This is a genomic window from Longimycelium tulufanense (assembly GCF_014645795.1).
Classification (GTDB): Bacteria; Actinomycetota; Actinomycetes; order Mycobacteriales; family Pseudonocardiaceae; genus Longimycelium; species Longimycelium tulufanense.
The window spans coordinates 35861-62194 of the sequence record NZ_BMMK01000019.1; the positions used below are offsets into that span (position 1 = coordinate 35861).

32 protein-coding genes and 1 pseudogene are annotated in these 26334 nt (G+C 69.0%); 23 read left to right on the forward strand and 10 right to left on the reverse strand.

The annotated features are described in order from the left end of the window. The first annotated feature begins 49 nt into the window (after window positions 1-49). Genes IEY55_RS19215 through IEY55_RS19240 form a run of 6 tightly spaced genes read left to right on the forward strand, consistent with a single transcriptional unit; the run spans window position 50 to window position 6261 of the window. Complete coding sequence (locus IEY55_RS19215) at window positions 50-808, forward strand: DNA-methyltransferase (RefSeq protein ID WP_229686541.1); 759 nt, start codon at window positions 50-52, stop codon at window positions 806-808. Between the two features lie 21 nt (window positions 809-829). Further along, window positions 830-1324: a helix-turn-helix domain-containing protein gene (locus IEY55_RS19220; RefSeq protein WP_189059810.1), complete on the forward strand. Its 495-nt coding sequence runs from the start codon at window positions 830-832 to the stop codon at window positions 1322-1324. Next, window positions 1317-2573 carry a PBSX family phage terminase large subunit gene (locus IEY55_RS19225; RefSeq protein WP_189059812.1) on the forward strand — a complete coding sequence of 419 codons (1257 nt, stop codon included), beginning with the start codon at window positions 1317-1319 and terminating at the stop codon, window positions 2571-2573. The genes IEY55_RS19220 and IEY55_RS19225 overlap by 8 nt, the downstream gene beginning before the upstream one ends. A gap of 22 nt (window positions 2574-2595) precedes the next feature. Continuing rightward, window positions 2596-4116, forward strand: coding sequence for a phage portal protein (locus tag IEY55_RS19230; RefSeq protein ID WP_229686542.1), 1521 nt, complete (start codon window positions 2596-2598; stop codon window positions 4114-4116). A gap of 22 nt (window positions 4117-4138) precedes the next feature. After that, window positions 4139-6073 carry a phage minor capsid protein gene (locus tag IEY55_RS19235; protein ID WP_189059814.1) on the forward strand — a complete coding sequence of 645 codons (1935 nt, stop codon included), beginning with the start codon at window positions 4139-4141 and terminating at the stop codon, window positions 6071-6073. Further along, window positions 6070-6261, forward strand: a complete 192-nt coding sequence (locus IEY55_RS19240) for a ribosome modulation factor (RefSeq protein ID WP_189059816.1) — start codon at window positions 6070-6072, stop codon at window positions 6259-6261. Before IEY55_RS19235 ends, IEY55_RS19240 begins: the two co-directional genes overlap by 4 nt. On the opposite strand, the gene IEY55_RS19245 is transcribed toward IEY55_RS19240, so the two are convergent. Further along, the gene (locus IEY55_RS19245; protein ID WP_189059818.1) at window positions 6249-6491 is read right to left on the reverse strand and encodes a hypothetical protein; all 243 of its coding nucleotides are present in this window, start codon (window positions 6489-6491) and stop codon (window positions 6249-6251) included. The genes IEY55_RS19240 and IEY55_RS19245 overlap by 13 nt on opposite strands. Then, window positions 6488-6664, reverse strand: a complete 177-nt coding sequence (locus IEY55_RS19250) for a hypothetical protein (RefSeq protein WP_189059819.1) — start codon at window positions 6662-6664, stop codon at window positions 6488-6490. Before IEY55_RS19250 ends, IEY55_RS19245 begins: the two co-directional genes overlap by 4 nt. 120 nt (window positions 6665-6784) lie before the next feature. On the opposite strand from IEY55_RS19250, the gene IEY55_RS19255 reads away from it, so the two are divergent. Genes IEY55_RS19255 through IEY55_RS19275 form a run of 5 tightly spaced genes read left to right on the forward strand, consistent with a single transcriptional unit; the run spans window position 6785 to window position 9293 of the window. Beyond that, window positions 6785-7402 carry a hypothetical protein gene (locus tag IEY55_RS19255; RefSeq protein ID WP_189059820.1) on the forward strand — a complete coding sequence of 206 codons (618 nt, stop codon included), beginning with the start codon at window positions 6785-6787 and terminating at the stop codon, window positions 7400-7402. A gap of 3 nt (window positions 7403-7405) precedes the next feature. Then, window positions 7406-8287 (forward strand): major capsid protein, encoded by an 882-nt coding sequence (locus IEY55_RS19260; RefSeq protein ID WP_189059823.1) that lies wholly within the window; start codon window positions 7406-7408, stop codon window positions 8285-8287. Then, window positions 8284-8535 (forward strand): hypothetical protein, encoded by a 252-nt coding sequence (locus tag IEY55_RS19265; RefSeq protein ID WP_189059825.1) that lies wholly within the window; start codon window positions 8284-8286, stop codon window positions 8533-8535. The genes IEY55_RS19260 and IEY55_RS19265 overlap by 4 nt, the downstream gene beginning before the upstream one ends. A 3-nt stretch (window positions 8536-8538) precedes the next feature. Beyond that, window positions 8539-8946 carry a hypothetical protein gene (locus tag IEY55_RS19270; RefSeq protein WP_189059827.1) on the forward strand — a complete coding sequence of 136 codons (408 nt, stop codon included), beginning with the start codon at window positions 8539-8541 and terminating at the stop codon, window positions 8944-8946. Between the two features lie 23 nt (window positions 8947-8969). Continuing rightward, a complete protein-coding gene (locus IEY55_RS19275) occupies window positions 8970-9293 on the forward strand; it encodes a hypothetical protein (RefSeq protein ID WP_189059828.1) in 324 nt (107 codons plus the stop codon). Between the two features lie 68 nt (window positions 9294-9361). On the opposite strand, the gene IEY55_RS19280 is transcribed toward IEY55_RS19275, so the two are convergent. Next, on the reverse strand, window positions 9362-9919 hold the full coding sequence (locus IEY55_RS19280; protein ID WP_189059830.1) for a hypothetical protein: 558 nt from the start codon (window positions 9917-9919) through the stop codon (window positions 9362-9364). Between the two features lie 66 nt (window positions 9920-9985). Between IEY55_RS19280 and IEY55_RS19285 the strand changes: the two genes are divergently transcribed. The 12 genes from IEY55_RS19285 to IEY55_RS19340 all read left to right on the forward strand — a co-directional run bounded on the left by IEY55_RS19285 (window position 9986) and on the right by IEY55_RS19340 (window position 22317). Then, window positions 9986-10354, forward strand: a complete 369-nt coding sequence (locus IEY55_RS19285; RefSeq protein ID WP_189059832.1) for a hypothetical protein — start codon at window positions 9986-9988, stop codon at window positions 10352-10354. Beyond that, window positions 10351-10785 carry a minor capsid protein gene (locus IEY55_RS19290; RefSeq protein ID WP_189059834.1) on the forward strand — a complete coding sequence of 145 codons (435 nt, stop codon included), beginning with the start codon at window positions 10351-10353 and terminating at the stop codon, window positions 10783-10785. The genes IEY55_RS19285 and IEY55_RS19290 overlap by 4 nt, the downstream gene beginning before the upstream one ends. Before the next feature lie 11 nt (window positions 10786-10796). Beyond that, window positions 10797-11300 (forward strand): phage tail tube protein, encoded by a 504-nt coding sequence (locus tag IEY55_RS19295; protein ID WP_189059836.1) that lies wholly within the window; start codon window positions 10797-10799, stop codon window positions 11298-11300. Continuing rightward, window positions 11293-12234 (forward strand): adenine nucleotide alpha hydrolase family protein, encoded by a 942-nt coding sequence (locus IEY55_RS19300; RefSeq protein ID WP_229686543.1) that lies wholly within the window; start codon window positions 11293-11295, stop codon window positions 12232-12234. Before IEY55_RS19295 ends, IEY55_RS19300 begins: the two co-directional genes overlap by 8 nt. Next, entirely contained in the window at window positions 12234-12725 is a 492-nt protein-coding gene (locus tag IEY55_RS19305) for a DUF7426 family protein (protein ID WP_189059838.1), read from the forward strand. Before IEY55_RS19300 ends, IEY55_RS19305 begins: the two co-directional genes overlap by 1 nt. Window positions 12726-12925: 200 nt before the next feature. Further along, window positions 12926-15724, forward strand: coding sequence for a phage tail tape measure protein (locus tag IEY55_RS19310; protein WP_189059840.1), 2799 nt, complete (start codon window positions 12926-12928; stop codon window positions 15722-15724). Further along, the gene (locus IEY55_RS19315) at window positions 15725-16594 is read left to right on the forward strand and encodes a hypothetical protein (protein WP_189059842.1); all 870 of its coding nucleotides are present in this window, start codon (window positions 15725-15727) and stop codon (window positions 16592-16594) included. Beyond that, the gene (locus tag IEY55_RS19320) at window positions 16591-19863 is read left to right on the forward strand and encodes a hypothetical protein (RefSeq protein ID WP_189059843.1); all 3273 of its coding nucleotides are present in this window, start codon (window positions 16591-16593) and stop codon (window positions 19861-19863) included. Before IEY55_RS19315 ends, IEY55_RS19320 begins: the two co-directional genes overlap by 4 nt. Continuing rightward, a complete protein-coding gene (locus tag IEY55_RS19325) occupies window positions 19860-20465 on the forward strand; it encodes a hypothetical protein (protein ID WP_189059845.1) in 606 nt (201 codons plus the stop codon). The genes IEY55_RS19320 and IEY55_RS19325 overlap by 4 nt, the downstream gene beginning before the upstream one ends. A 32-nt stretch (window positions 20466-20497) precedes the next feature. After that, complete coding sequence (locus IEY55_RS19330) at window positions 20498-20818, forward strand: hypothetical protein (RefSeq protein WP_189059847.1); 321 nt, start codon at window positions 20498-20500, stop codon at window positions 20816-20818. A gap of 76 nt (window positions 20819-20894) precedes the next feature. Next, window positions 20895-22037 (forward strand): LysM peptidoglycan-binding domain-containing protein, encoded by a 1143-nt coding sequence (locus IEY55_RS19335; protein WP_229686544.1) that lies wholly within the window; start codon window positions 20895-20897, stop codon window positions 22035-22037. A gap of 10 nt (window positions 22038-22047) precedes the next feature. After that, window positions 22048-22317: a hypothetical protein gene (locus IEY55_RS19340; protein WP_189059851.1), complete on the forward strand. Its 270-nt coding sequence runs from the start codon at window positions 22048-22050 to the stop codon at window positions 22315-22317. An 87-nt stretch (window positions 22318-22404) separates the two neighbouring features. Here IEY55_RS19340 and IEY55_RS19345 read toward each other — a convergent pair whose 3' ends face one another. The 7 genes and pseudogenes from IEY55_RS19345 to IEY55_RS19370 all read right to left on the reverse strand — a co-directional run bounded on the left by IEY55_RS19345 (window position 22405) and on the right by IEY55_RS19370 (window position 26322). After that, window positions 22405-23235 (reverse strand): phosphotransferase family protein, encoded by an 831-nt coding sequence (locus tag IEY55_RS19345; RefSeq protein WP_189059853.1) that lies wholly within the window; start codon window positions 23233-23235, stop codon window positions 22405-22407. Continuing rightward, a complete protein-coding gene (locus IEY55_RS19350; protein ID WP_189059855.1) occupies window positions 23232-23987 on the reverse strand; it encodes an AAA family ATPase in 756 nt (251 codons plus the stop codon). The genes IEY55_RS19345 and IEY55_RS19350 overlap by 4 nt, the downstream gene beginning before the upstream one ends. 9 nt (window positions 23988-23996) lie before the next feature. Beyond that, window positions 23997-24881, reverse strand: coding sequence for a radical SAM/SPASM domain-containing protein (locus IEY55_RS19355; protein WP_229686545.1), 885 nt, complete (start codon window positions 24879-24881; stop codon window positions 23997-23999). A 181-nt stretch (window positions 24882-25062) separates the two neighbouring features. Then, window positions 25063-25266: pseudogene (locus tag IEY55_RS33040) on the reverse strand (helix-turn-helix domain-containing protein); the annotation flags it as partial. Between the two features lie 189 nt (window positions 25267-25455). Beyond that, complete coding sequence (locus tag IEY55_RS19360; RefSeq protein ID WP_189059859.1) at window positions 25456-25677, reverse strand: hypothetical protein; 222 nt, start codon at window positions 25675-25677, stop codon at window positions 25456-25458. Beyond that, window positions 25664-26011 (reverse strand): hypothetical protein, encoded by a 348-nt coding sequence (locus IEY55_RS19365; protein ID WP_189059861.1) that lies wholly within the window; start codon window positions 26009-26011, stop codon window positions 25664-25666. The genes IEY55_RS19360 and IEY55_RS19365 overlap by 14 nt, the downstream gene beginning before the upstream one ends. A 26-nt stretch (window positions 26012-26037) precedes the next feature. Beyond that, on the reverse strand, window positions 26038-26322 hold the full coding sequence (locus tag IEY55_RS19370) for a hypothetical protein (protein ID WP_189059863.1): 285 nt from the start codon (window positions 26320-26322) through the stop codon (window positions 26038-26040). Window positions 26323-26334 lie beyond the last annotated feature (12 nt).

Consider the following 26334-nt stretch of genomic DNA (forward strand, 5'->3'; position numbering starts at 1 on the left):
TTTCGCCCCCTGGTCTCGGGGCTGTCGCATGTCTTTGAGGGAAACGCACTTGCCGACCGTCGACATGCGCCACGGTGAAGCCCTCTCCGTCCTGTCCACGCTCGACGCCGCCAGCGTCGACGCGGTGATCACCGATCCGCCGTACTCGTCGGGCGGCATGGTCCGCGGCGATCGTACCGCCGGAGTACACGCCAAGTACGTGCGGCGCGACAGCCGCAGCGGCAACCGACTCGCCGCGTTCGGTGGCGACAACCGCGACCAGCGTTCGTTCGCCTACTGGTCGGCGCTGTGGCTCAGCGAGGCGTTGCGCGTGACCACACCGGGCGGCGTGCTGGCCGTGTTCACCGACTGGCGCCAGTTGCCGACGACCACGGACGCGATCCAGGCCGGCGGATGGGTCTGGCGAGGCATCGTGCCCTGGCACAAGCCCAACGGCCGCCGGTGCCAAGGCCGGTTCGCCAACAACTGTGAGTACATCGTGTGGGGCACCTGCGGACCCCGGCCGCTGAACATCGTCCCCCACGCACCGGACGGGTTCTTCCAGATCAACACCCCACGCCAGCGGGAACACATCACCCAAAAGCCCCTTGAACTCATGCGGCACCTCGTCACGATCACACCCGCCGGCGGGCTCATCCTCGACCCGTTCGCCGGCACCGGCACCACCGGGGTCGCCGCAGTGTTGGAAGGCCGCTCGTTCCTCGGCGTCGAGGCATCCGACCACTTCCACACGATCGCCACACGTCGCCTGGCTGAGGCCACAGAGCTGATCGACCAGCGGGGCGAACAGCCCACGCTCACCCCGTAGGGCAAAGCGAGGTGAACGACCGTGCCGCGCATCCCGATTACCGATGCTGACCGTGAGCGGGTGCGCGTGCTGCACGCCGAGGGCAAGTCGCGGAACGAGATCGCCCGGCAGATCGGCCGGTCGGTGTCGACGGTGACCGGGATCGCCCGCGCGCTGGGGTTGTCGTTTGACCGCAGCAAGACGGCCGCGGCGACCGCGGCCCGGCAGATCGACAACCGCGCCCGGCGCGCCGAGCTGGTCGCGCGACTGTACGGCCGTGCTGAGCAGGTGCTCGCCCGGCTGGACGCACCGACGTACACGTTCACCGCGACCACGGTGCACGGCATCGAAACCACACGGCTCGACCATGTGCCGGCGCCGGATGAGAAGGCGCTCGCCTCGGCGGTGTCGAGTCACCTGTCGGCCGCGGCGCGGCTGGAGCAGATCGACGCCGACAAGGGCAGCGAGAACGCCAAGAGCATGTTGGGCGGGCTGGCCGTGGCGCTGGGCATCCGCACCACGAACAGCGATGCGTGACCTTCCCCTCTCGACGAAGCAGGTCGACTCCCTGCGGGAATCCTCGACACGGGTGTCGATCTGGTCGGGGGCGATCCGCTCGGGCAAGACCATCGCCTCACTGTTGCGCTGGTTAATCTTCGTTGCGGACGCGCCCCGCGGCGGGCAGCTTGTCGTCGTCGGCCGCACCCGCGACAGCGTTGCGCGCAACGTGTTCGCCCCGTTGCAAGACCCGAGCTTGTTCGGTGCGGTCGCTGACCAGGTGCACTACACCGCCGGTGCCCCGACCGCCCGGATTCTCGACCGCACCGTCTACGTGCTGGGTGCCAGCGACAGCAAGGCCGAGAAGGTGCTGCGTGGCCTCACGGTCGCCGGTGCCTACGTCGATGAGGTGACCGTCGTCGACGAACAGTTCTTCGTGCAGTTGCTCGGCCGGATGAGCGTGCCGGGCGTGCAGTTGTTCGGGACGACGAACCCTGATTCTCCCTCGCACTGGTTGAAGCGCCGTTACCTCGACCGGCTCGACATACTGCCGGACTGGCGTGCGTTCTTCTTCGAGCTGGACGACAACCCGGCACTCACACTGTCCTATAAGGACTCGATCCGGCGTGAGTACACCGGACTGTGGTTCCGCCGGTTCGTGCTGGGCGAGTGGGTCGCCGCCGAGGGTGCGGTGTTCGACATGTGGGACCCGGCCGAGCACGTCGTCGCCTGGTCGGCGCTGCCGGACATGGCACGGCTGCTGGCGGTCGGGATCGACTACGGCACCACGAACCCGACGGCCGCGCTGCTGCTCGGCGAAGGGGTCGACCACCGGCTGTATTTGGTCGACGAGTGGCGCCACGACCCCGCACACGCACAGGTGCGGCTGACCGATACCCAGCTCTCCGCGGCGTTGCGCGCGTGGCTCGACAGTCCGCATCTCCCGCGGCCGAGCGGCTTGCGTCCGCAGTGGATCGTGGCTGACCCCTCGGCAGCGTCACTGCGGGTGCAGCTCCACAACGACGGGGTGACCACGCAGGCGGCCGACAACGACGTCGCTTATGGCATCCGTGTCGTCTCGTCGCTGCTGTCGGAAAGGCGGTTGCTGGTCGCCGACCGGTGTCGCGGGTTCATCTCCGAAGCGCCGGGCTATTCGTGGGATGACTCCGCGACGGCCGCCGGGGAGGATCGGCCGATCAAGGCTGCCGATCACTCCCTCGACGGCGCACGCTATGCGGTCGTGACCACCGAAAACCTGTGGCGTCCCACGCTGGCGCGCGCCGCCTGACCCGCGAAGGGAGGGGCGCGCCGTGGGTGAACAGTGGCCCCCGAAGCCGTTCGATATTGCGGCCCGGCGTATGCGGGAGTGGAACGCCTGGTATGTGGGTCGGCCCGAGGATCTCGCTGCCCTGTATGGGTCGGGGCCGGTCGTGCACACCCGTCCGTCGCAGTATCGGGGCGGGCTGGTCGGTGCGGTGTCCCGGTTCTTTTGGGGACGTCCGGTCACGCCGCGGGGCCAGCAGCGGACCCGGCTGCACGTGCCGCTCGCCTCGGACATCGCGACTGCCTCGGCCGACCTGCTGTTCGCCGAACCTCCGCGGATCACCGTCGAGAACACCTCGGTGCAGACCCGGCTCGACCAGATCGTGAACACCCCGGCCGTGCACAGTGCACTACTGGAAGCGGCCGAGGTCGCCGCCGCGCTCGGCGGGGTTTACCTGCGGGTGGTCTGGGATGCCGACGTGGCGCGGCACGTGATGCTCGACGCCGTCGACGCCGATGCCGCGGTGCCGGAATGGCGGTGGAAGCAGCTTGCCGCGGTGACGTTCTGGCACATCGTCGAGCACTCCGACGGCGCGACCGTGCTGCGCCACCTCGAACGCCACGAGCCAGGCCGCATCATCCACTCGTTGCACCAGGGCACCGACGACGAACTCGGCCGGCCGATCCCGCTCACCGAGCACCCGGCGACCGCGTGGGCGGCCGAGCTGGTCGACGCCGAGGGCGCGATCGAGACCGGCACCCGCCGGCTCACCGCCGGTTATGTCCCCAACATCAGGCCGTCACGCGAGTGGCGGTCGATACCGGCACTGAAACCGTTGGGGCGCTCGGATTTCGACGGGGTCGAGCCGCTGCTCGACGCGCTCGACGAGACGTATTCCTCGTGGATGCGCGACGTGCGGCTCGCCAAGGCGCGGCTCCTGGTGCCAGCGGGCTACCTGCAACCGCTCGGCCCCGGACAGGGCGCGGTGTTTGACGACGATCAAGAAGTCTTCACCGAGTTGAACATGCTCACCGGCCGCGGTGACGGCTCGCCGCCGATCACCCCGAGTCAATTCGCGATCCGGGTGCGCGAGCACCGCGAGACCGTCGAGCAGATCACCCTCGACGTGCTGCGCGCCGCCGGCTACTCGCCGAGCAGTTTCGGGGAGGTCAACGGCGCGACCGGGGTCACCGCGACCGAGGTCACCGACCGGCGCGAGATGTCGGAGACCACCCGCGACAAGAAGTCGCGGTACTGGCAGGCGACCCTCGGCCCGCTCGCTGGCGCGCTGCTCGATGTCGACCGGCACGTCTTCGGCGGCACGGGCATCGGGCTCGACGAGACCCCGGTCGTGGACTTCGGCGACCAAGCCCAGCCCGACCCCGAGGCACTGGCCCGTACCGCGCAGACCCTGCTTGCGGCCGAGGCTGCCTCGACCGACGTGCGGGTGCGCCTGGTGCACCCGGAGTGGGACGACGACCAGGTCGCCGCCGAGGTCGCGCGCATCCTCGCCGAAACCGGCCGGTCCGTGCCCGATCCGGCCACGTTCCGCGGGTTCGACCAGTAACCCCACACTCAGGGGGTGGGCGATGGCATGGGCGCCACCCGCCGAGGCTGAGCCGGGCGAGGTCGTCGAGCAGCTCGGCCGGGATGTGCTGGCCACCTTCACCGAGGCCGAGGAACGGCTGCTTGGCGATATCGCCCGGCGTGCCCGCAACGGCGCCGAAGTCCCTCAGTGGGCGAGTGAGAAGGCCGCCGCGGTGCGTGAGGTGCGGCTCGCCGTCGAGCGGGTGCTGACCCAGCTCCGTGGCGAGGCGGGTCCGGCGGCGGCCGAGGCGGTGCTCGCCGCACACCAGGCCGGCGCGTCCGCCGCACTCACCCAGCTTCACCGGCTCGGGGCGCTCGACGAGCACCAGGTCGCCGCGCTGCGCGAGGTCATCCCCGGTATGGATGCCGCGACGCTGCTCGCTGCGGATCTCACCAGCCGGCTCGACGCGCTGCACCTGCGCATCCTGCGGTGGGGCCAGGACGCCTACCAAACGGCGGTTGCTGCCGCGGCGCCGGCGCAGTTGCTCGGCACCGCGACGACCCGCTCGGCGCAGCGCGCGGCGTGGGATCGGCTGCTCGCCGACGGGGTCACCGGGTTCATCGACCGTGCCGGCCGTTGCTGGAACTTGGCGACGTATGTGGAGATGGCCACCCGGACGGCGACGGCGCGCGCGTGGAACGACGGCCATCTCGCCCGGCTCGACGACCTCGGCGTAGATCTGGTGACCGTCTCGCGCACCGCGGACGGCTGCGCCCCGTGTGCCGCCTGGGAGGGCCGTATTCTGGCCCGCACCGGCGGCGTCGGTCGCCGCGCCGTTACGAACGAGTTGACCGGTGAGGCGATGACGGTCGAGGTTGTCGGCACCGTCGACGAGGCCCGCGCCAGCGGGCTGTTTCACCCCAACTGCCGGCACACCCTGTTGCCCTATCTCCCGGGCGTGACCCGGGTCGAGCCGACCGAGCACGACGCCCAGGCCGAGAACGACCGCGAGCACCTGCGCTCCCTGGAACGCCAGGTACGCAAGGAGAAACGCCAGGTAGCCGGCGCCCTCACCCCCGAGCAGGCACAGCGCTCCCGTGCCAAGGTTCGGGCGCTGCAGGCCGAGATTCGCCAACACATCGACGACACCGGTCTCGTGCGCAAGCGCTACCGGGAGCAGGTCAACCTCGGACACGGCACCACGCAGACGGCCCGCCGGCGCCATCAGGCACAGGCCGAGACGCTCGGCGAAGGCCAGGCCGAGCGGGCACGCCTCGACGCCGTCGCCGCCGAGCAAGCCCGCCGCCGCGAACAACAACGCCTTGCTGCGGAGCAGGCCGCGCAGAAACGGCGCGCCGCCGAGTTAGCGAAGCTCACCGACGACCAGCTCGACGAGGCGATCGCCCAGGCATCCGCCGGCGAGGACTTCGACCGGCTCGCCGCCCTGGTCGACGAGGCCGACCGCCGCCAGGCGGCTCGACAGGCGGCCGAGGCCCGGCGCCAGCAGGCGCGCCAGCGTCGCGAACAGGCCCGGCAGGAACGGCAGGCCGCGCAGGTGGCCGAGTACGAGCGGCTCGTCAACGAGGGGATGGACGCCGAACAGGCATGGGCGCAGGCCACCGGCACCACCGTGGAGGCCATGCGCCGCCACGACGCCGTCGCTCGACTCCGCGCCGACGGCTACACCGGCCGCGGGTTCGACGACCTAGCGCGGGCTGCGTATCGGGACTACGTCGCCGAGCAGTATTGGCACGCCGAGGACGCCACCAACGGCTACCTGCTCAACCAGGCCGGCGAAGCCGCCGGCATCGATCCCCGCGAGCTGTTCACCGGACCGGCCAGCCGCGCCCGCAAATGGGCCTCCGATGAACTCAAGGCATGGTGGGATGGCAACGGTAGGATGACCTTCGACGAATACGCGGCGTGGCTGCTCGACGACGCCGGCCGCGCCCGCGATGCCGGGTTCCGCACGGGCGGAGAGGACTGGTTGCAGTGACCTTTGCTGACCGCCTCCGCAACGCGTACGACGAGGGACGACGCGCCGCACAGAACCGGCAACCGGGCACCAACCCTTACCGCCCAACGGGAACGACGCCACGCGAGACCGAGCGTGCTCTCGCGGTCGCGTGGCGCTCCGGCTACCAGAGCGTGACAAAGCAGTTTCCCATTGACTACTCGGGTTGAGCCTTGCGCGGGCGCCCGGTCCGTCCGGGCAGTTTCTCGCGCCATGCCTCGATCTCCGGTAGCCGCTCGTCCGACCAGCCGGGCACGGCGCCAACCATGACATCGGGTGCGGGAAACGGGTGTGGGCTGTCCGACGGGTAGCGCTCCCGCCACTTGGTAACCACCTGGCGGGACACCGGACGGCGCAGCGCCCGGCCCACACCGGCCATGTCGAGGTACTGCGTCGTCACGCGCCGAGCACCCCCTGCCCGGTGAGGTCCTCGACCTGAACCAAGGCCAGCGGCGCCGGCATCACCGGCTCCCCACTCGCCGCGGGCGCGGCGGCCTCGACGAGCACGTCGTCGAGGCAGAGCTGCCCCTGTGCCTCGGCCCGCAGCACGTCAGCGCTGAACAGTGCGTACACCTCACACCCCCATAAGTTGTCAACAGTGGCGATGACTTTAGCGTGCCCCCGAGAAGTCGTCCACATTGACGACAACTTTCGTTCACGGGTTCACCCGAATCACCTACCTGGGAGCTCTCCATGCCTGATCAGGACCCCAGCACACCGACTGACGCCACGCCCGACGCCCCGGCGGACGTTGCTCCGGACCAGAACAGTGCACCGTCAGCACCCCACGACACCGGTACCGCTGCCGAGCAGACCCCGCCGAGCAGTTCCCCGGATGTTGAGGCGCTGCGGGTGGAGGTGGCCGACTGGCGCGGCAGGGCGGAGAAGGCGCAGCAGGACATCGTCGACAAGATCGCGAAGGCGCTCGGCATCGGCGGCGCGGACGAGACACCCACGGTTGAGCAGGTCACCGAGCAGCTCACCGCGGCCCAGCGCGAGGCACGCGAGCGTGCGGTCGACCTGGCGGTGTACCGGGCCGCGCCCGCCGCGGGCGCCGACCCCGATGCGCTGCTCGACTCTGCGAGTTTCCGGAAGCGGGTCGCTGACCTCGACCCCGCGGCCGAAAGGTTCGCCGACCAGGTCGGCGCCGCCATCACCGAGGCAGTGAAGGCCAACCCGCGCCTGTCCGCCACGCCGGCCGCGCCGCCCCGCAGCGGCGGACAGATCACCGGCGGCTCGGCCAGCAGTGACGACGACCTCGGCGCGCTGTCGGTCGAGGACTACATCAAGCGCACCCGGAAGAGGGGCTAACCCATGGCAAACCAACTGCTCACGCTCAACGTGATCGCGCGTGAGGCCATTGCCACCCTGTACGAGCAGACGGTCATGGCCGGTCTCGTCCACCGCGACTACGAAGGCGACTTCACCGGCAACAGCGGCGACACGATCACCGTGCGCAAGCCGGCCGTGTTCCAGGTCAACGAGTTTGACCGCACCAAGGGAATCCAGATCCAGGACGTCAAGGAAAGCTCGGTCCCGGTCACGATCGACCGGATTCCCGACGTCAGTTTCGCGGTGACCTCCGAGGACTGGTCACTGCGCATCTCCGACTTCCGAGAGCAGTTCCTGCAGCCGGCGATGGAGGCCATCTCCCAGTACACCGACCGGCTCGTGCTGAGCCTGCGCTCGGACATCACCCAGGCCGTCGCCTACGACCCGACCGCGCAGCATGTGTCCGATGTGCTGATCGACGCCGGCAAGACGCTCAGCGACGCCAACGTGCCTACGTCGATGCGCCGGGCCGTCGCCGACACCACGTTGACCGCCCTGTTCCAGAAGGACCCGCTGTTCGTGCAGGCGGACAAGGTCGGCGACGACGGCACCGCCCTGCGCGAGGCCAGCATCGGCCGCAAGCGCGGGTTCGACAACTACATGACCCAGAACATCACCGACGGTGTGTCGGTGGCGTTCCGCCGCGAGGCATTCGCCCTGGTCACCCGAACGTTGCCGCTCCCGAAGGGGATCGGCGCCGGGCAGGGCGCCATCGTCAACTACAAGGGCTTGGGCCTGCGGGTGATCTACGGCTACGACATGAGCAAGAAGCAGGACATCATCAGCATTGATTGCTTGATGGGTGTCAAGACGCTCGACCCCAAGCGGGCCGTGCTGATCAAGCAGAAGACGGCGGAGTCGTGACCTCCTACCGCAACCGTCGCACCGGCCAGGTACACGAACCCGAGCCGGGATCGTGGATGGCGCACCGGCTCGCCGGGCTCCCCGACGTCTGGGAACCCGTCGAGCCGGCCCCCGCCCGGCCGGCGCGGACGGCCCGCAAAGCCGACTGGGTCGACTACGCCGTCGCCCGCGGCTACACCCGCGCCGACGCCGAGAGTCTGTCGCGCGAGGACCTCGCCCGGCTGTTCGACGCCGACGACGAGGGGTAGCCCATGCACATCTACGCCACGCCGGCCGACCTCGTTGAGTACGCCGGTCCGGGCATCGTCGACGAGGACACCCCGCGCAAGCTCGCACGCGCATCCGAGCGCGTCGACTCCCTGCTGCTCACCGCGGTCTACGACACCACCCCCGACGGGATGCCCGTCGACCCGGCGGTGCGTGACGCGCTCACGCGCGCAACCTGCGCGCTGGTGCAGTGGTGGGGCGACACCGGAGACGAGACCGGCGCCGGCGGACGGTTCGTCGAGTCCCAGATCGGCACCCTTCGACTCAAGCGCGCCGAGTCCGACACCGAGCCCGACCTCGCCCCGGCCACCGTGCACATCCTCACCACCGCCGGACTGCTCTCACACGCCCCCCTCGCCCCCGACCGGTCGGGAGCGCTCGGCACACCCTGACCCCGTGAGGGGAGGCGAACCGAATGCAGATCCCCACGGCACTGCTCCCCCACACCATCACCGTGCGCCCCTACCTCGGCACCGGCCCCTACGGCGACGTGTTCGGCGACCCGGTGACCATCCGCCGCGCCTACGTCGAAGACCGACGCCAACTCGTGCGCTCCCCCACCGGCGAGGAAGTCATCAGCGAAACCACCGTGCGCACCCAACCCGGCGTGCACATCCCGATCGGCTCGAAAGTCACCGTCTGGCACGGAACCCCGCACGAGCGGACCGCGCGCGTCATCACCGCCAACCGGTTCAACCACCCGTCAGCACCGGCGCACCTCGAAATCGCCCTGACCTGACCACGGATCGCCGTGTGCCAGCCGGAATCACGCCACCGGCCAACCGAAAGACCCCGGTCACGACGACGTCACCTGTCGCGGCGAGTGAGAGCCAGGTTGATGGGTTGGCCGTGCAACGGGTCGCCCCACCCCCTGTTCTGTCCCACAGCGACCAGCGTGGTGGTGGGCGCCCAGTCGTGCCACCACATCAGATGGTCCGCCCACGGTTCGGCCCGCGGCACCGTCGACAGCCAGCTCAGATAGTCAAGGTCACCGTCGCGCGAGATCCACGAGCGCAGATGGACCTGCGAAATCTCCGGCAGGTTCAACAATGTGCAGGCAAGATCGTGGAACGGGTGGAAAAGCAGGAGATCGTCTGAGTCGATAGACCCGTCCGGGTAGCGGTACACCGATCGCGCCTCGTGGTACCAGCGGTCGGGTTTGTGCGGCATCAATACCTGTTCCGGGCTCAACTGGCGCATCAGATAGTCCCAGGCATAGCCGTTGCCCTCGCGCAGCAGCACCGCATCATCGGCGGAGAGATCCAACGGTGAACCATCGCCCTCCGGCAGCCGACGCCAACGGCCCGTCGGGTCATCGGTAATCCACAAAATCACGCACAACCCCCTGTCATGTTCTTCGTCCACACCGTACAAGCCACAACGGACACGCCCGACCCCATTTTCTCCCGACACAGCACGAAAGGCGACGCCATGGCGTTCGAGATCCGCGGCAACGGCGGCATTCGCATCGAATGGCACGGCGAGAACGTCTCGGCCACGGCCCGCCGGGGCACAGTGCGGGGGCTGGCGCTGGGGGCCGAGCATGTGCGTGGCGTGTCGGTTGATCTGGCTCCGCTGGATACGGGCGCGCTGCGCAACTCGGCCACCGCCAGCCATGATCCGGGGGCGCTTACCGCCGCGGTGTCCTATGACACGCCGTATGCGGCCCGGCAGCACGAGGAACTCGGATACCGGCACCGGGTCGGCGGGCCGAAGTACCTCGAACACGCGTTCGCCGCCGAGCGCGACACGGTCGCCCGGCTGATTCAGGCCCAGATCCACCGGGCGCTGGGCTCGTGAGCTGGACGCGCACCCTCGCGCACGGGCTCGCTGAGCACCTGGCTGCCGCGGGGGTCGGGGCCTACCGGCCGACCGGCGTCTACGCAGACCACGAGACCGGCATCGTGCTCGGCGCCATCCCCATCCACCCGCCGCGGGTGATCGCGTTGACCCCGTACCCGCTGGTGGACGACGTCGACCAGGCCGACAGTGTGCTCGGCCTGCAGGTTCGGGTGCGCAGCGGCAGCGGTGACCCCCGCGAGGCACTCGACCTCACCGACGTCGTGTTCGAGGTGCTGCACGGCGCGACCCATCTCAATCTCGCCGGCACGGTGGTTCATCTCGTCCAGCGCGCCGCGTCGATCCCGATGGGGCGGGATGAGTCCGGCCGCTACGAGCACGCCGACACCTACCGGCTCACCGTTCATCGACCGACACCGCATCGCAGCTAGGAGGCTGCCGTATGGCGCTACGTTCCCTGCTGGCCAAGGATTGGGTGTTGGAAGTCGACACCCGTGCACCCGACGCGAGCGATCCACAGTGGACGCGCGTGAACGGGTTGACCTCGTTCAGCGAGAAGACCGACGACAACACCGAGGATGACGCCGCGTTCGAGGACGACGGATGGGGCAGTTCCGTTGTCACTCAACGCACCTGGTCGATCGAGGCCGAAGGTAAGCGCAAGCGCACCGACGACGTCACGTTCACCCCGGACCCGGGGCAGGAGGCCATTCGCAAGGCCGGGCGCGTGGTCGGGTTCGCCGCGAACATCCGGGTGCGCTGGTACCGGCGCGACGGAGCACCGGACGCCTATGAGGGGACCGCGACCGTATCCGGGTTCACCAAGGGTGGTGCGACCACCGACCTGGAACCGTTCTCGTTCACCCTGAACGGACAGGGTGCCCCGGTTGAGATTCCGAACCCGGTCACGGCGACGAACGACTCGGCGGGTGGTTCCCGTGCCTGAGCCCCGTGTGCTCAGTCTGGGCGCTGGTGTCCAGTCGACGACGCTTCTGCTGTTGTCCGCCGAGGGCCGCATCCCCCGGTATGACGTCGCTATCTTCGCGGACACCGGGTGGGAGCCGAGTGCGGTGTATGCGCACCTGGATCGGATCGAGCGAGAGATCGCCCGCCCGGCCGGTATCCCCATCCAGCGGGTGCGTGTCGGCAATATCCGCGACGACGCGCTCGACCCCGCTCACCGGTTCGCTTCCATGCCCCTGTTTGTCCGCAAACGCGACGGCACCCGAGGCATGGCACGAAGGCAGTGCTCAGCCGAGTACAAGATCCGGCCAATTCGCGAAGCCTTACGCACATTGCTCGGCGCCAAGCCCAAGGCCAACGGGCGCCCCGGACCCCCACCCCGCGGGCGCACCGCCGTGCAGTCCATCGGGATCAGCCGCGACGAAGTCATCCGGGCCAAGGATTCTGGAGTCTCCTACAGCCGCCACGAGTTCCCCCTGCTCGACCTCGACGGCGCCGCGGACGGCCGTCCCGGGTGGACTCGTGCCGACTGCGTCCGTTACCTGCGCAGAAACGGATTCGGGCAGACACCACGGTCGGCATGCGTGGGGTGTCCGTTTCGCCGCAACGACAGTTGGCGAGCACTGCGCGACACCGACCCGCACACGTGGGCGGACGCGGTCGAGTTCGACCGCGCCATCCGGCACGGCTCCGCACGCGCCAACGCGGCCGGGCACCCGCTCGACGGCAAGTTCTACCTGCATCCCTCTTGTGTGCCACTGGACGAGGCCCCCATCGACCGCGTCACCCGTGGGGAGTGGGCCGACCGGCAAACCAATCTGTTCGACGCGATCGCCGACACCGAGGCCGGTCTCACCGACGAGATCGGCTGTTCCCCGTTCACCTGTCGCGCCGACCTCTTCGAGGAGCTGCCCTAATGGCCTTCCGTGATCTCTCCGAGCTACTCGACCCCGGGCTACCGTTACCCATCAACGGCAAGACCTACGTCGTGCCTCCCCCGGACGCGCAGACCGGTCTGCGGCTGCAGCGGCTCGCCGAGCACGCCGCCAAGGTGGCCCAGGCCGCCGAATCCGGCGAACCGCTCGACGCGGTCGCGCTGGACGATGACGACGAGATCGACCTCTACCGCGACGCGCTCGGCAGCGCCTACGACGAGATGCTCGCCGACCAGGTGCCCTGGCCAGCACTCAAGATCGCAGGCATCACCGCGTGGCTGGACGCGGCGGTGTCCCGCGACGCCGCGGAGACGTATTGGCACGCGGCGGGCAACCCGGAACGTGCGGCCGGGAGTCGGGCGACACGGGCGGCGGCCCGATCGACCCGGCGACCGGCCTCCGCGAGTGGTACGACCCCGCGCCGCAGGAAGGCGGGCACACCTGGGCCGAGATCCTCGGCCACTGGCCGCTGATCGAAGCCGACCTCCACGAGGTCTACGGGGTTGACGTCGAGTCCGGCATCCTCTCGGCCCGCTCCTGGCGGTGGCTGCGGACCCGAATCCTGGGGTTGTTGACCACTGAGTCGCGACTCGCCCGCACACTCGCACGCCCGGAACACACCGCCCAGCACGGGTAGCGGCGAACAACTGAAGAGCCATCGGTGGGGGGTGCCATGGCCCTCACCATCGGCGAACTCGTCGGGTATCTGCGCCTGGATACGAGCAATTTCGACCGCAAGCTCACCGCCGCTGGGCGCTCCTTGTCGGGTGCTGGTCGCGCCATGGCCGATGTCGGTGCGACCGCCACGACGAAGGTGTCCCTACCGCTGGCCACCCTCGGGGGCACCGCCCTAAAAATGGGCGGGGACTTCGAAGCCAGCATGAACCGGGTCCGTGCCGTCAGCGGCGCGACGGGTGAGGATTTCGACCAGCTCCGCAGCCTGGCGAAAAAACTCGGTTCCACCACCCAGTACAGCGCGAGTGAAGCCGCCGACGCCATGGGTTTTCTCGCCATGGCGGGTTTCAAGACGAACGACATCATGACCGCGCTGCCGGGAACGCTCGATCTTGCCGCCGCCGGCAACCTCGACCTGGCCCAAGCCGCCGACATTGCCAGCAACATTCTCTCGGGCTACGGGCTGAAGACCGAGGAAATCGGCCGGCTCAATGATGTGTTGGCGAAGACCTTCACCTCAGCCAACGTCGACATGAGGATGCTCGGCGAGAGCTTCAAATACGTCGGACCGGTCGCCGCAAGCGCGGGCGTGAAGTTCGAGGAAACCGCCGCCGCAATCGGCCTGCTCGGTAACGCCGGTATCCAGGGCAGCGAGGCCGGTACGGCGCTGCGCGGCTCCATTGCCCGCCTGCTCTCCCCTACCAAGGAAGTGAGCGAGAAACTCGCTGAACTCGGGGTGAGCGTGGTCGACTCTGGCGGCAAGCTGTTGCCCTTGGTCGACATTATCCGGCAGCTCGAAAAGTCGGGGGCCTCGACCGCGGACATGATGACCATCTTTGGTCTTGAGGCCGGGCCGGCAATGCAGGCACTGGTGTCGCAAGGCGCGGACGCACTTGGCAACCTGACCAGCGAGTTGGAACGCTCCGGCGGCACGGCAAGCAAAATCGCCTCGATCCAAATGGAGGGACTCAACGGTTCCATTAAGGGACTGCAGTCCGCATTTGAAGGCTTGATGATCGCCGTAGGCGAGTCCGGGCTGCTGGGCTGGGCAACGCGCTTCGTCTCCACGTTGACGGGCATTGTCCAAGCATTGAGCCACACCGACAGCGCCACCCTGCGCACCATCACCGTGATCGGCGGACTCGCGGCCGCGCTCGGCCCGGCCGCCTGGGTGGTCGGCAAGCTCACCGCCGCGACCGGCGACACCATCACCAACCTGAAGAAGCTGGGCAGGGCACTCCGTGCGGTCGGAATGGCGGTCGCCACCAATCCCCTCGGGTTGATCGTCACTGCGCTGGCGCTCCTTGTAGTCGGTGCGGTTGCCGCCTACAAGAAGTTCGAATGGTTCCGCAACGGCGTCGATACCGTGTTCCGGGCCGTCCGATCCGCTATTGAGTGGGTCGTCGACGCGTGGCGGTTGTTCGTCGACTCGTTCACCGGCGAGGGGGCCGACGTTGATATCCCGTTCATGAATGCCGTCATCAATGCGGGCGCACTCGCCCGCAAGGCATTCGACTCCGTCCTCGACACCGTTCGTCTCTTCATCGGCGCATTCACCGGCGAGGGCGCCCCGGTCGATCTGCCCTGGATGAATGCGGTCATCGACGCCGCGGCCACCGCGCGTGCCGCGGTGGATGCCGTCCTCGGATGGCTGCGTGAACGCTGGACCGCCTTTGTTGACTGGTTCTCCCCGCTGTGGGAGAAGGTCACCGGTTTTGTCGGCCGCGCCTGGAACGACATCACCTCGACGGTCGGTGCCGGGCTGGATTTCCTCCGTGGGCTCTGGGAATCGTGGGGTCCCACGATTCTGGTCCTCGTTCGCGGCTACTGGGACAGCCTCGTTGCGGTCTTCTCCGGCGCGTGGGATGTCCTGGTCGGCGTCGTCTCCGGTGGCTGGGAGATCGTGACCGCCCTGTTCACCGGTGCGTGGGAGGCCCTCTCCGGCATCGTGTCCGGCGGACTACAGATCATCATGGGCCTGTGGGACACCTTCGCCGGCCTGTTCACCGGCGACTGGTCCCGCATGTGGGACGGCATCACAAGCATCTTCGGCGGAATCTGGGACGCCATCACCGGAATCCTGTCCGGCGCCTGGACCATCCTCACCGGCATCATCTCCGGCGGCTGGACGGTCATCAAGGGTCTCTTTACCGGTGCCTGGACGACCCTGTCCGGGATCGTCCGCAGTGGCTGGAACGTCATCACCGGACTGTTCGGCGACGCCTGGAACTCCCTGATCGGTGGCGTCTCCGGGGGAATCGACAGCATCGTCGGCTACTTCACCCGCCTACCGCGTCTCATCGTGGAGGCGGTCGGGGACCTGGGCTCACTGCTGATCGATGCCGGCAAGAACATCATCCACGGGCTGATCCGCGGCATCACGTCGATGATCGGCCGCGTCGGTGACGCAATGGGCTCCATCGCCTCCACCATTCGCTCGTTTCTGCCGTCCAGCCCGGCCAAGGCCGGGCCACTGCGCGCCCATCCCCCGGACCAGGCCGGCGCCACCATCGCCCAGATGGTCGCCGACGGAATGCGCCGCCGCCACCAGGCGATCCAGCGGGCCGCAGCCACGATCGCCCGCGCCGCCACCGTGACCGTGCCCGATCCCCTCCTGTCCACCCCGAATGCCCGGCACGGGGCACCGCCGAACACCGCCCGCTCCGGCCCCTCCGGAGCGGCCGGAGCGGGCGCCCCGGTCCAGGTGCAGGTCACGAACTACTACCCGCAGGCCGAGCCAACCTCGACCACGGTCAACCGGTCGCTGCAGTACGCCGGCGCGTTGGGGGTGGTCTAGGTGGCGACGTACACAGTGGATGGTGTTTCCCTCGATCATCCGGCCGGGTGCTGGAAACTCCTGTCGGCGACGCAGGTTCGGCCGTTTCCGGGTGTGCGGGCGGCATCGGTGTCGGTGCCCGGTCGACCGGGTGAGCTGCCGATCACCGGCGAGGATGTCGAGGCGACCACGGTCGGGCTCACCCTCGGTGTGACGGGGCTCGATCCCAGCGGTCGCGACCGGGGTGCGGCCGGGCTCGACGCCAACCTGGCCGCGCTCTATGGGCTGTTCGGCGTGCGGCACCGGTTGCTCGACGTCCGGTACACCCCGGCGCCCGAAATGGCTGAGCTGCAGGCCGAGGCGACGGTTGTCGCCGCTGCGGAACCCACGGTGTGGATGGGTGCGGCGCGTGCCCGCCTGCCGGTGGTCCTGCGCATTCCCGGGGTGTACTGGCGTGAGGTGGCGCCGTCAACCTGGTCGACGCGCACCCTCGGCGCGCCGGTGCGCGTCACGGCGTTCGACGGGTCGACCGCGCCCGTGCTCGACGCGATCCTGCGCATCACCGGGCCGGTCACCGATCTTCGGATCACCGACATGGCGACCGGGGGATGGGTGTCCTACCCCGGGACGCTCGCCGCGACTCGGGCGCTGCGCCTCCACTGCGGACGCATGGACGCCCACGAGGCTGCCTCGATCGCGTGGGACGGCACCGGCGCGAACGCCACCGGCCGGATCGTCACCGGCGGACCCGGCTCGGGCTTCCGGTTCCTGGCGCTCACCCCCGCGGCGGTGACATCGGCGCACGACCGTGGGGTGCGGGTGCTCGTCGAGGGCACCGGCACCAGCGAGGCGACCCTGATCGAGCTACGGGCAAGGAGAGCGTTTCTATGAGTGTCGATGTCCGGCTCGTCGCCTACGCACCCAACGGGGATCGGCTGGGCCTGCTGCCAAGGCCGCTGTCGGTGGAGGTCGCCGTGCCGCTCGACGACGTGCCCTCGCTGCGGGTCTCCTATGCCGCGGGCGCGTCCGGTGCCGACCTGCTGGCCGAGCCGGTCGAGGTCGCCGTCGAAACCTCCGACCCGACCACCGGTCGGTGGGTCGAGGTCGACGGCGGTCGGTTCCTGCGGATCAAACGCTCGGGCACCGTGACCGACGCGACCGGCACGCGGTCGTTCGAGCTGCCCGGCTATGCGTGGATGCTCCGCAAAGCCCGGCTGTTCCCCTCGCCCCATGACAACGGCGAGGGCAAGCGCCCGTTCCTCAGCGCAACCCCCGGCACGATCCTCGCCACACTGATCGGTGAAGCGAAGGCACGTGGCGCGCTGCCGGGGCTCGCGCTGGACTTCACCGCCACAGTGGACAGCGCCGGCGCCACCTGGTCGAAGATCCTCACGATCTCCTACGAGCCGGGCATCGACGTGCTTGCCGTGCTCGACAACCTCGCCGAGCAGGGTGTCGTCGACTGGACCATGTCCGGCCGCACCCTGCGCATCTACAACGCCGACACGGTGCTCGGCCGCGATCTCGCCGCTGGTGACGCCCCGGTCGATCTGCGGCTCGGCCGGGACATCACCGACGCCCCCGACACCGGCACCCTCGAAGAGGTCGCCAGCGCCGTCTACGTCAAGGGCGACGGCGGCACGCACCTAGAGATCACGAACCCGAACGCCCCGACCCCGTGGGGACGGTGGGAAACCTTCGTCACGCACGGCGGAGTGCGCGACGAGGGCACCATGCGCGTGCTCGCCAGCGCCGAGCTGGAACGCACCGGACGCGAACGCGTCCAGATCACCCGTGCGCTCACCTTCACCGCGGCACGATGGTTGCCGTTCCGCGACTACCGACCCGGCGACTACGTCCGCGCCCCCGACGACACCGGGAGCTTGGTTCCGTTGCGGGTCCGGCAGATCACCCTCACCCGCGACCACACGGGCGCGCTCGGCGGCAACCTCGTCCTGAACGACCGGTTCATCGAGCGCGAGCTGCGGCTCGCCCGCCGCACCCGCGGCATCGTGGGCGGTGCGACCGCGGACGGCGGTTCGGGTGCCCGCCCCGCTCCCGAGGGACCCGACCGACGAGCCCCCGCCGCACCGCAGGGCCTGATCGTCGACACCACCGCCTATCTCGATTCCGACGGCGCCGCCCGCGGACAAATCACCGCCACATGGGGATTGGTCGACCAGGCCACCGACGGCACGGCGATCGAGGTCGCCCGATACGAGGTATACCAGCGGCCCAACATCATCGGGCTGCCGTGGTCGAAGTTGACCGAGACCACCCACCCGGACGCCAGTGCAACCAGCTCGCCCTATGACGTCGGGACCGAGTGGGCGGTCAAGGTCCGCGCCCTCTCCCGGGCCGGTGTCTACGGCACATGGTCCGAGCCCTACGCGGTCACCATCGCCGCGGACACCGACGCCCCGCCGCGCCCGTCGGCGCCGGTCCTGTCCACCCGGCTGGGCGTGATCCGTGTGGAGTGGGACGGCCAGGGCAGCCAGGGCGAGGCCATGCCCGGCGATTTCGACCGGGTCGACGTGTGGATGGAGACCGGCGCGACGTTCTGGCGCGAGACCTGGGACTACCAGGGGCAACCCGACCCCCAGCTCTGGACGGTCCTTGGCACCGACTACACCACCCCGTGGGGGGTGACCTGCCGGGGTGGCCAGCTTGTGGTCACGGGTGGTGGGGACATCCTGGCCGCACGGGACACCGGCACCGCCGACTACACCGTGACTGCCCGGAACCTCCACACTCCCACCCAGACTCACAGTCACGTCGGCGTCTTCGCCCGCTACTCCCCCGGTCCGAATCCCACCTATCCCTACATGGACCGGAAGATCTCGGTACGGATGGGCCAGGACTCCGATTACGTCATGTATCGAGTCCAGTACGGGCCTGGGGAGGATGACCGCCGGTATCAGTTCGTCGACCTCCCCCCAGGCAGCGAACCCAACCGGCTGGACAGCCTGTCCCTGACGGTGCACGGGAAAACCGTCACCCTTGCCGCCAATGGCAACGTCTTCCACACCGACACCCTGACCGATGCCGAACACGCCGCCCTGACCGGCACCCAGGCCGGCGTCATGCTCAGCACCGAGCATTCCTCGGTGGGCATGGTGGAGGTCACCGCAGCCGACGCACCAGCGTCGACCCGCATCAACCAGATGGAAGGCCCCGGCGCCATCGTGGTCACCGGCCAGCCCTACCACGCGCCGCGCACCTTCCGGTTCCAGGCCGTCGACCGCTCCGGCAACGCCTCACCGATGTCGGACCCGGCCACCATCACTACCCAACCCCTGGTGGCCCCGGACCTGGTCGGCACACCGATCACCGGGGACAAGATCCAAGCCAACTCGATCACCGCCGACAACCTGGCCGTGGGGTCGGTGACCGCCTCGGCCCTGGCGGCCGACGCCGTCACCGCGGACACGATCGCCGCCGACGCGATCACCGCCAAGCACACCCTCACCGGCGCCACCGTGCGCACCGGCCGAGGATTCCCCCGTGTCCAGATCGACCGCGACGGCCTACACGCCTGGAATGCCAACGGCACCCGCACGGCCAACCTCTCCGCCGAGACCGGCGCGGCGGACCTCACGGGCACGCTCACCACCGGCACCAGCGGCATCCGGTGCGTGGTCACCTCTCGGGCGTGGGCCGGCTACCCGGGCGTGCACTTCACCGGCCTGGCCGGGAGCCCGGACTTTGAGCCCACCATCCACGGACGCGAGGACGGCAAGCTCTGGTTGCTCTCCGCCGAAGACACGGCCAACAGTTCCGGCCGCGCTGAGCTGATCTTGAAAAAGGGTGGCGGCTGGTTCCTCGGCGCCCAGTTCGGCAACCCTGACCTTCCCGTGTCGATCAACGCCCCCGGGGACGGGCGCATCCAGATCAACGGCATCTTGGAAACCGGGATGGGCGGAACCAAGCTCTTCGGGATCGGTAAGACGCACGTCGCGCCAGGCTACTTCTCGGTCCGCATTGACTACTGGGCCTTCGTCAAGTTCTGGCCACTGCCGATCGCCACCATCGTGACCGGCGCACCCCAGGACGGCATCACCTACGGCGTGTCCCGTTGGGACGGCAACGGCTTCCAATTCAACTGGAGCAAGGGCGCCGAGATCGACATCATGTGGTGGGTTGTGAGGTGTACCCCGTGACCAACGAGCCCCGACCGGTCGAGTACCGCATCACCGCCGTGCAGGTCTCCGAGGAACCCGGACTCGGCCCCTGCTACCGAGTCACCCAAGAAACCCCCGACGGGCTGGTCCTCTACGTCCTGCCGCGCGCCGCGATCGCCTCCGACATGGAGCTCTACGGCATCGACGACCCGCTTACCGTCCTGGACTGGCGCCTGCACGGCTCCCAGGACCCGGCCGCGCCACTGACACCGGACCCGGACCGCGAACCGGCCAGCATCAGCGCGGCCCTGGAGGCACGCACCCTAGACGCCGGCCGCGAGTACGCCGCGTTCGCCCTGCACGCCGGCCACGTCCCCGATGAGCACCGCGCCCGCGTCCGCCGCGACGTCGACGCCGTGACCGACCACGTCACCGCAGCCAAGACGACCGCAGCACAGCTCCGCGCCGCCGAGATCGACCAGGTGAAGACCCGGTTTCGGGTGGCCGAGGACGACGGGCTGGCCGCGTTGCGGGACCTGGTCGCCGACCACGCCGCGGAGATCGACGCCGCACGCGCCGAGTACCGGCGCGACCTAATCACGTCGATCCTGCAGCACCCCCAACCCTCACCACCGCCGTAAGAGGCCACGAACACCCGCGGGGGAGGACGACTGTGGACATCGGCACCGGACTCCTGACAGCCGCCCCACAGCTCGGCGTGGCCGGTGTCCTCGTCGCCCTGCTCGCCTACGTCCTGCGGCACGCCTCGGCCGACCGCAGCGACTACCGCGCCGCCCTGGTCGCCGCCGAACAACGCCACGCCACCGAACTCGACCGCATGCAACAGGCGCACGCGGCCGAGATCGCCGAGCTGCACGCGCGCCTGGACTCCCAGCAAAAGCAGATCGACGAGCTACACCGACTGCTCGACGACGAGCGGCGCCGCCGCTGGCGCGCCGAAGACGTCGCCGCCCGCGCACGCCGCACCACCTAACCCGATCACGCCGAACACCCGGCAGCACCGTTGCTGTGCCGGGTACTTCGGCATGCCCAGGAAAGGCACCACTCCCATGCCCGAGTACGGGATCGACGTCTCAAGCTGGAACAGCGCCTATGACTGGCACGCCGCCCGCGGCAACAACATCACGTACGCCAGCGTCAAACTCACCCAAGGCAACTACTACCTCTCGCCGGCCGCGCGCGAGCAGGTCCACGGCGCACGCAACGCCGGCATTTGCGCCGGCGGCTACCACTTCGCCGACCACCGCAACGGCGTCGCCGCCAACGTCACGACGTTCGTCGACACGGCACGCGAGCTGGGTCTACTCGACACCGGGGCGTTTTTGCCAATGTTGGACGTCGAGGACTCACCCGCCGACGGCATCTCATGGAACGCCAGCACCGCCAACACATTCGTCTCTGAGTGGATTCGCCACCTGCGCGACACCACGGGCGTGCAGCAGGTCGCCGTCTACGCCAACCTCTCGGCCTGGCGCGCACTCCTGCGACCGGATGAATGGTGCGACGACAACGTCGCGCTGTGGCTCGCCCTCTACAACGGCGACCCCGGCAACACCGGCGGCTACACACACCCCCGGCTCGCCCTGCACCAACACACCTCCCAAGGGCGCGTACCCGGCATCGCCGGCGACGTCGACCGCAACGTCACTGTTGGCCCGTTCAGCCTCGATCACCTGACCCTCGGCACCGTCACACCCCCACCCGCAGCCGGGCCACCCCCGGACGGCGACACCTACACCGTCGCGCCCGGCGACACGCTGTCCGGTATCGCGGCCCGGTACGGACTGGACTGGCGCGACCTCGCCCGCACCAACGCATTACCCAACCCCGACCTGATCTATCCCGGGCAAGTCCTGCAGTTACGCGGCGGCGCTCCCGCACCGGACGGTGCCACCTACACCGTGCAACCCGGCGACACCCTGTCCGCCATCGCGGCACGCGCCGGAACCACCTGGCAACACCTGCAACAGATCAACAGCATCCCGGACGCGAACCGCATCTATCCCGGCCAGGTACTCCGCGTCGACGGCGCCGCACCGGCACCGGCCGTCCGGACCTACACCGTCGCCCCCGGGGACACGCTCTCGGGCATTGCCGCCCGGTACGGCACCACCTATCAGGCCCTCGCCGCGGCAAACGGCATCGCCAACCCCGACCTGATCTATCCCGGCCAAATCCTGACCATCCCGTGAGGAGAACATCGTGCCCGACCGTCTCATCGCCTGGCTCCGCACCGTTATCCCCACCCTGTGGACAACCCTGTTGATCTACCTCGCCTCCCTCGGCGCCCCCGACTGGCTACTGACCCCACTCGGCCGCGCCGGCGAGCTGGTCGTCGTCCCCATCATCATGGGCGCCGTCTACCCACTCATGCGCGCAATCGAGCCCCGCCTACCCGACTGGCTCACCCGCATCCTGCTCGGCTCCGCCACACCTCCCAGCTACGCACCCGACCGGCGACCAAGCCAGTAAACAGCGCCCCTGCACCCGCGGCGACGGGTGCAGGGGCGTTTATTGTCGTTCTCAGACCGTCGCTGGCAACCGCCCGGCGGTTCAATGTCAGCGGCCCAGCAGCGAGCGGGCGTGCTGTGCGAGTGGCTTCGCAAGATCGGGGAAGTCTCCGCCGTCGATTCTGCGGAGAAGTCGGGCCACGACGTAGAGCTGAGCGATACGCCCGGTTGGTGATGCGAGTACGTCAGCGAATAGCGTGCGCACCCGCTCGGCAACGTCCGGGATCAGCAGGCTGTAGCAGAGCAGCGTCGCGGCGTCTGTTCCGGCTGGGCCGCGCCCCCACAGTTCCCAGTCGAGCAGGCCGAATTCGGGGCGCATGAGGTTGGCCCAGTGCAGGTCACCGTGGACGGTGTCCCATCGGTCGACAGCAGGGTCGACCTGGCCGCCGAATCGTTCCCGGATGCGTTGGGTGACCTTGTCCTGGTCGGCATTGACTCGGTGTGTCGGTGTCGCGGAGATGACGGAGATCGTTCGGTGTAGCTCGGTCCACCAGTGTTCAGGCAAGGTGATCGAGGTGCGGAGGACGTCGGTGGGTGAGCAGCGGCGTCCGGAAAGGCGGGTCATGATTTCGGCGCGTTGCTGGCGCCACTCTGCCCATTCGTAGACGTCGAGGACGTAGGGCTTGGATACTCCGGTGATGGCGTTGGCGTCGCGGTTGCCGGTCCAGAAGTCCAGGTGAGTCCACTGGGGATCTTCGGAGACCACGCGCAGCCAGTAGGTCCGGTCGTCCCGGCGTGCGGGTGCGCTGATCGAGCGGTCGAGCCAGCCGAAGCGAGGCTTTCCGGTGATCTTCAGTCCGAAGTGCTGGGCGGCACGCGTGAGGTTGTCGCGCATCCACTCGCGGAAGCGGGCGTCCGCCTCACTCGTCGGCTCGATCATGGTTGTTCGCTCTCGCCGTTGACGAAGTGTCGGAGGTAGGCGCGGGGGTTGTTGAGGTAGCGGCGCCAGTGATCGACGAGGTCGAGGTCATCCCAGGTGACGCGGCGCCATCCGTGCTCGCCAATCTCGATGATGTCGGCATCGGGTGTGGAAGCCAGGATCGGTGAGTGCGTGGCGCATACGACTTGGGCGCCGGACTGCCCGAGTTGGTGCATCAAGGCCACCAGTCGCAGGCAGGAGTCGAAGGAAAGGGCAGCTTCCGGCTCGTCCATCACGTAGAACCCGGGGTCACGGAACATCGCGGAGAACACGGTCAGGAAGGACTCGCCGTGGCTCATCTCGCTGGTGTCCTCCTCCCAGTACCCGCGGACACCGCCGAGGTTCTGCGTCATGTCGAACGCGGTTTCGGCGCGCAGAAAGAACCCGCGTTTCTTTAGCCGTGGACCGGACAGCATCCGGGCGCCCGCGGCGGTGGTCTCCAGCCGAAGCACCTCCCCGAGGGGCGTCTTGGGCCGGTCATTGCCGTACTTGCGCCCTGCTCGTCCGCCGCGCGCATCCAACCCGAACGCCTCGGCCACGGCTTCCACCACCGTGGACTTGCCCGAACCGTTCTCCCCAACCAGAAAGGTGACCGGCCGGTCGAACGTCATGCCCTCCTCGGCGAGCTGCTTCACACATGGCACGGTGAACGGCCACTCGGCACGGTCCCCGGGTTGCAGCGACTCCGGAATGTAGGCGCGACGGACGAGCACTAGTAATCCTTAGTAGTTGGGGGCGCAGTTGCCGGTGGGCCGACAGTTGTTCGCCGGCGCACAGGACGGGCTACAGGATGGCGAGCACGACGGGTCACACATCGTCGACGGGCAGCACCCCGGGTTACACCGGGCGTAGACCGGCTGGGCCCCGAGCTGCTGCTGCGCCGCAGCCATCGCCGGACCGGTGATGATCTCGGCAAGCGTTCGATCCCGGACGTTGCCAACCGGCATCCAGCGGGAGAAGACGCACGGCCACACGTCCCCCGTGGGTGACACCGCGACCTTGCCCCGGGCGCACTCCCCGCACAGCTGGGACAGGTCGGGGTACCGGTCACGCACGCCGCGTCCGACCTGGCGCAGCCGATCGACACCGATCTCGGTCACACCCAGCACGGTCAGCTCGGCGCGTGCCTGCTCGACGCGCTGCCCGTCCTGCACATCGATCAGACCCACACGCAGTGGAATGGACCGGCGCAGCGCCTCGGCGATGTTGGCCGTGGTCCGGGCGTGACTCCCTCGCCCCTGGGTGATGGCCTCGTGCTGGTCGGAGCGGTCGCTGTAGTAGCTCGTGGCCAGCCGCACCCCCGGCCGAGAGAAGACGTCCCAGAGCTGCGCAGACACGTGGACGAGGTTACTGAACACCTCGACGGTCAACCCGCGGTCAAGAGCCCGGCTCACCATGTCGGGCAAGCCCCGGTGCAGAGTCGGCTCACCACCGATGAACTGCACCATCCGCGTTCCCAAGCTCGCGGCCTGATCGATCACGCTCTCCCAGTCTTGCGAGGTCATCGTGCCGTGTGTGCCGCCCGGACCCGACTCGGCGTAGCAGTGACTGCACCGCAACTGACACTTCCCGGTGATCTCTAACCACACGAACGACAGGTCGTTCACGGGTACCTCCATGATCGCGACTGCACTGGTGAACTTGTCGAACAACTCGGCCCCCGCCTATCGCCCACAGGGCGTCAGACGAACGGGCGCAGGGCTCGTCCTGGTGCATCCGGGAGCGAGCGGACCTCCATCGGCATCCCGCGGAGTCGTCGCGTGGTTCGACGGTGCTCCGGGAGGTGCCGCCCGCTTCCCGGATCAAGGCCCGAACGTTCTCGCGCGAGCGCCCCGTGATGCGGGCCAGCTCGCGGACGGTGACACCCTCGCGCTCATACATGCGCCGCAGCGTGGCCGCCACGACCGTTCGGTTCGGGCCGACGAGCCTGGTGCCGGGTCCGAGATCCGCGAGGGGATCGCGAGGAGCGATCTGCTCAAGCCAGGTCTGCATACATCCTCACCGTGTCCAGTTGGTGTGCGGCGGGACCGACGGAGGTCGGGGGCTCGACGTCGGCCCCGCCGCGTCCCCCCGGTCGTCGCCCCCTCTCTGTCGCGCCCACGCCGCGCGACAGAACGACCGGGGAGGGCAACCCGCCCGTTTCCCCCTCGACAACGCGCCGAGGCACGGGCGGGATGGGGGTCACGTCGGCGTCCGCGCCTCGAAGAGGCGCACGCACTTCTTGCAGAGTTGGACGTCGTCGTAGGGAATGCGCAGCTCGGCAAGCGGCCAGAACAGGCGGCCTCGGCACAGCGGGCGCACCATCTCCCCGTCACGCTGCCCGCGGTGGGTGTCGCCGTCGGCCAGCGAGGCGACAAACCAGGAGTCCACGACCACCGCGCCGCCTCGGTCAGTGCCCGCCATCGGTCACCACCGGGGCCGTAAGACCGCACGGGCCGACCACCTCGACAGCGATCAAGTCACAGTCACGGGCACGGGCGACCAGGCGCCCGCCCGCCGGCGCGCGAGCGGCGACCACCACCTCGCAGCAGTTACCGACGAGTTGGATCGCCACCACCACCCACGGCAGTGCCGCCGTGTCCAGACGCCGCACCGTCTCGCCGACGCGCCAGCGGGACGCCACGCAGAACACCGACCGCGGCAACCACATCGGCGCCAGATCCCCGTCCAGCTCGACCGGATACCGCTCCCCCTCCGGAGGGCCGACAATCCGCCCCGGCCGCTGCTGACCGCCCATCCGGGCGATGATCGGCGTGTGTCGCACTAGGCCGCACACTTCGCATGCCTCCCCCGGTATCCCTCGACCTCGATCACCACGCCCGGACGCCACCGGACACGCGAGCGCCACCAATCCGCATAAGGCTCGTCATCGGGGTTGATAACCACTGTCGGTGCCTCACGCAGCCACCCCTCAACCGCGACTTGCGTGAGCCGGCGACTGCGGGTAAGCGCCTGCTCGATCACCTCGGCGTGCAAGTTTTCAACCCGCTCCCGCTGCCGAATCTTCAGCAGCAGCGCCACCGCGACCGCAACGGCCACGACCGCCATCAATCCGATGAT